Here is a 4508-nt window from a genome sequence, read left to right as displayed (position 1 = left end):
GCACGACGTCCGGGCCCGCCTCGGGTGTCCGCGTGCCGAGGGACCGCGAGACGCCGTCCAGCGGCACCGGGACGTGGGCCGAGGCGGCCGCCGCGGCGGGGGCGGCCGCGGTCCCCATGGCGGCGACGCCCGTGACGAGGGCGGCGAGGGTTGCTCGGGTGGTCGGCTTCATGGCAGGTACGGGATCCCTTTCAGGATGCGGGTTCGACGTCCGTACCGCGTAACTGGCGCCGCGCGAGCCGGAAAACGGCGTCGGTGCACATTTCCCCCGGCTGCGGCAATAGTCGGCTGGTCATTGTTCAGCTCGTCCAGAAGTCCCACCAGCGGGTCGGTGCCGGCGTGCGGGCGCCACGGGGTGCGGGACCGGAAGCGGGCCGAAGCCCCTGGCGCCGGCGGGGCCCTGGTCGTCAGCCGCGCAGGCTGCGGGCCGGCAGCACCACGTGGGCGGCGGCCTTCAGGGTCTCCTCGGCGCCGGCGAACGCGGCGAGCGCGGCGGGCTCCACGGTTTGGCCCGGCCGTCCCTCGGGCCAGGCGCGGGTGGTGAAGACGAGGTAGGCGTAGCCGCGCCGGGCGACGGCGGCCAGCCACTGTGGCGGCGCGTCGGCCTGGGCGACCAGCTGCGGCATCTGGACCACGGCCTGGCCCGCCTCGACGAGCAGGCTCACCGGGAGGCTCGGCTTGGTGACGCCGTCGACCAGGTCGCCGCCGACCGGCAGCCCGTTGCTCACCAGCATGTGCTCCACCGCGGCGGCGGCGGCCCGCGGACCGCCCTCGGCGTCCCCGAGGGAGTAGGCCAGCAGGTAGGGCATGTCGGTGCCGTCGGGGGCCTCACCGCTCCAGGCCAGGACGACGAGCGTGCCGGTGTCGGCGGGGCGGATCTCGGTTGGCGTTGAGGTCACCACGCGACCTTATCGGCGCCTTCGCACGCCGCCCGGCCGCTTCTCACCCTTCCGGACGAGTGGCCGAGGGTCCTCCACACGTTTGAGGGAAACGGCGCGGAAAGGGCCGGGGCCGGTGCCTCGGGTGCGGTACCGGCCCCTGTTCCGCGGGGCGCAGACGGGGTGTCAGCTCTGCAGGGGCAGGCCGCCGAGCAGCGGGCCGCGCTGGTTCAGCGCCTTGGTGGCCCCCTTGACCGTGTGGAGCACGGAGTCCTTGTTCTCGGTGTTGAGCGCGTCCGACTGGTGCTGCACCGGCATCACGTCGCGCACGGTGATCGGGCCCTTGGTGAGCTGGCCGACGGCGCCGTTGAGACTGGTGGGCGCCACGTCGCGGGCGTTGGATGCGAACGCGGGCGCCGCAACGCCGGCGAGAGCCACGGTACCGGCAACGACAGCGGCAGCCTTCAGGGACTTCATCATGTTCCTTTCGTCGGCGACCCGAGTCGCCCAGGTGGTTCTGTCGCCGTGCCTAACGAGCCCTCTGCCGGGCCGGAAACCCCGGGCGCGCAAGACATATGAAATCCACCGGGACCGCGGGAGTCCGGCTCCCGGAACAGCCCTCAGCCGTCGCGCCCGGTGGCACGACGGCTGACGTGAGGGAGGCCGCCGGCCCGGGTCACCCGGTGGTGGGCAGGCTGGGCTCCGGCGGCAGGGAGGGCAGCAGGGACGCGGCGCCGGTGGGCCGGGGGTCACCGAGGAGGGCCGAGATCAGCAGGTCCACCAGGTCGCCGACCGCGCCGGTGACGGACGACAGCACCTGGCCGGGCCCGGAGGTGAGCGCCGTCACCAGGTTGTCGATCGCCGTCTGCAGCGCGCCGAGGGCGTCACTGGTGGCGTCGCGGGCCGCGGGCGCCTTGTCGTCCCCGGCTCCCTTGGCGAGGGCGACCGCGGACGCCGGTGTGGCGCGGGCGGCCGGCTTCGCGGAGGTGGCGGGCGTGGCGGGACCGGACGGCTCGGCGGTCGCGGCCGGCGTCGCGGCGGCCGTGGGAGTCGTGTGCACCGCCGGAGCCGACGTGGCAGCGGGGGTGGCGGGGGCCGCCGGAGTCGCCGCAGCCGTCGGCGTCGCATGGACGGCGGGCGTCTCCGTGGCAGTGGGCTTCGCGGGAACAGCGGGCGTGGCGGCGGCAGTCGGTGCCGCGGCCGCCGTGGGCGTGGCCGGGGCCGCCTGCCGGTGGGCCACGGCCTCGGCGAGGGCCCTCTTCGCCGCGTCGCCGAGTCTTCTGGCCTGGTCGGCGGGCAAGGTGCCCGCCGTCGTTCCCTCCGTCTTTCCCTTCGTGAGGGACTGGTTGAGCAGATCGATGACCGGTGCGGGAACCGAGCCGGTGCGTCTCAGGGCGTCGACCCGGGCGAGCAGCTTCTGCGCTCCGGGGACGGCCACCACCCGGGAGGCGGACGGGCCGCGTTCCCGCGCCGAGTCGCCGGCGACGGCGGCCGGGCCGGCGATCCCGACCAGGACGGCGGCGCAGAGGGTGGTGGACGCGAGACGCCGCGCGGACAGACCACGCATGGGTGTTCCTTTCGGTGGGCTTCGGGACCTGAGCCCACCGTCAGTTCACCGATCGACCGCCGCAACCGCTCACCTCGCCGGTGAGGCATCCGGGGGAGACGGAAACCGGCCGCCCGTCCCGCGGTGATGCGCGGGCGGACGGCCGGCCGTACGGCTGCGCCCCGTCCTCAGCCGTTGGCGCAGGTCTCGCCGATGGCCGGGTTCAGCAGACCAATGGCGTCGACGGTGTCGCCGCAGACGTTGATCGGCACGTGGACCGGAACCTCGACGGCGTTGCCCGACAGCGCGCCCGGCGAGTTGGCGGTGGCGCCGTGCGCGTCGGAGTGCGCGGCGGCCGCACCGGCGGCGCCGGCGACGGCCGCGACGGCGGCGGAGGTCAGGACCAGACCCTTCGCGATACGCGACATGGAGAGGTGCTCCTTGGGATCGACACAACATCCGGGCGATTGCCCGGCGCTGTGTCAACGCGTGGCACTCCGTGAGGTTGTGCCGCCAATGGGGTGATACGGGAAAGCGATCTCCTTCACGGTTCCGACACACATGTCCGGATTCTTCGCATTAGTCCGCTTGGCCACTACAGTTGCGGTCCTCTCCCACACGTGCGAAAGGGCGCCGCCGGTCATGTGCAAGCTCCCGGGTCCACCGCCGGACGGCGTACCGCACCGCGGCGCCCCTGTGTGCGGCCTCCGCCCGGACCGGCACCCAGGGCGGTGACCGGCCGGGCTTCCGGTTCGTTTCCCGGCGTGACGGGGCGCGAACCGGCGCATTCTTCACCGCCGTCGACGCGCAGGCGCGAGGCGCGTTCCCGCCCGCACTCCCCGAGCGCCCCCATGAGCGAGGTAACCCGCGAATGCACCAGCCAGCACCCGTCCCGCGGCCGCGGGTCCTGCACCTCGCGCAACCCGTCGACGGCGGCGTCGCCCGGGTCGTGCTGGACCTGGTGAAGGCCCAGCTCGCGACGGGACTGCGGGTCACGGTGGCCTGCCCCGGCGGCGAACTGGCCGCGCGCGCACGTCAGCTGGGCGCCGACGTCCGCGCATGGCGGGCCGCCCGGTCCCCGGGTGCGGGGCTGCCGCGCGAGGTACGGCGGCTCGCACGACTGGTCGACGAGGTCCGGCCCGAACTGGTGCACGCGCACAGCGCCAAGGCGGGACTGGCCGGGCGACTCGCCGTCCGCGGGCGGGTGCCCACCGTGTTCCAGCCGCACGCCTGGTCGTTCGAGGCGGTCGGCGGACCCACGGCGGCACTGGCGCTGCGCTGGGAGCGGTGGGCGGCGCGCTGGGCCGACCGGGTGCTGTGCGTCAGCGAGGCCGAGCGCGCGACCGGTCTGCGCGCCGGAGTACGCGCCGCGTACGCGGTCGTCCCGAACGGCATCGACCTCGACCGGTTCTCTCCGGCGCCGGCCGCCGGTTGCCTCCCCGCACCGCGCACCGCCGACGGCGGGCCGCTCGCCGTGTGCGTCGGCCGCCTGTGCCGGCAGAAGGGGCAGGACGTGCTGCTGCGGGCCTGGGACGAGGTGCGCCGCACGGTGCCGGACGCCCGTCTGGCGCTGGTGGGCGACGGCCCCGACAGCGAGGTGTTACGCCGGCACGCAGATCCCTCCGTGCACTTCACCGGGGCCGTCGCCGACCCCGTGCCCTGGTACCGGGCCGCCGACCTGGTGGTGCTGCCCTCGCGGTGGGAGGGCATGGCGCTGGCCCCGCTGGAGGCGCTGGGCTGTGGGCGGCCCGTCGTGGTCACCGACGTCGACGGCGCCCGCGAGAGCCTCCCGCCCGCCCTGGCGGCCCGCTGCCTGGTGCCGCCGGAGGTCCCCGCGGCGCTGGCCGGAGCGGTCGCCGGGCTGCTGTCCGACCCGCCGCTGTGCGCCGCGCTCGGCGCGCAGGGGCGCCGGCACGTCCTGTCCGCGCACGACGTACGGCACACCGCCGGGCGGGTCACGGCTCTCTACCGCGAACTCCTCGGCGCCCGAACGCTCTTGCCCTCCGAGTGCAGGGAGTCCATCCACTCGTGACTGCGGAAAGCACCGTTCCGTCCCCCGGCGCGCAGCCGTGGAACCACGGAAT

Annotated in this window: 5 protein-coding genes; 1 reads left to right on the top strand and 4 read right to left on the bottom strand. The window is 75.1% G+C overall.

Annotation, left to right across the window (positions count from 1 at the left end; genetic code table 11):
* Positions 1 to 407: 407 nt before the first annotated feature.
* The 4 genes from ACLU3S_RS35995 to ACLU3S_RS35980 form a co-directional block, all read right to left on the bottom strand.
* Positions 408 to 899 (bottom strand): DUF5949 family protein, encoded by a 492-nt coding sequence (locus tag ACLU3S_RS35995; protein ID WP_413956182.1) that lies wholly within the window; start codon positions 897 to 899, stop codon positions 408 to 410.
* Between the two features lie 165 nt (positions 900 to 1064).
* Positions 1065 to 1355 (bottom strand): hypothetical protein, encoded by a 291-nt coding sequence (locus ACLU3S_RS35990; protein WP_413956183.1) that lies wholly within the window; start codon positions 1353 to 1355, stop codon positions 1065 to 1067.
* Positions 1356 to 1554: 199 nt separating this feature from the next.
* Positions 1555 to 2445, bottom strand: a complete 891-nt coding sequence (locus tag ACLU3S_RS35985; RefSeq protein WP_413956181.1) for a hypothetical protein — start codon at positions 2443 to 2445, stop codon at positions 1555 to 1557.
* Positions 2446 to 2612: 167 nt separating this feature from the next.
* On the bottom strand, positions 2613 to 2852 hold the full coding sequence (locus ACLU3S_RS35980) for a chaplin (RefSeq protein WP_413956180.1): 240 nt from the start codon (positions 2850 to 2852) through the stop codon (positions 2613 to 2615).
* 443 nt (positions 2853 to 3295) lie between these two features.
* On the opposite strand from ACLU3S_RS35980, the gene ACLU3S_RS35975 reads away from it, so the two are divergent.
* Positions 3296 to 4456 carry a glycosyltransferase gene (locus tag ACLU3S_RS35975; protein ID WP_413956179.1) on the top strand — a complete coding sequence of 387 codons (1161 nt, stop codon included), beginning with the start codon at positions 3296 to 3298 and terminating at the stop codon, positions 4454 to 4456.
* Positions 4457 to 4508: the final 52 nt, after the last annotated feature.

The organism is Streptomyces sp. AF1A (assembly GCF_047340315.1).
Taxonomy (GTDB): Bacteria; Actinomycetota; Actinomycetes; order Streptomycetales; family Streptomycetaceae; genus Streptomyces.
The sequence above is the reverse complement of the archived record's forward strand: the minus strand, read 5'-3'. Positions and strand labels throughout refer to the sequence as shown.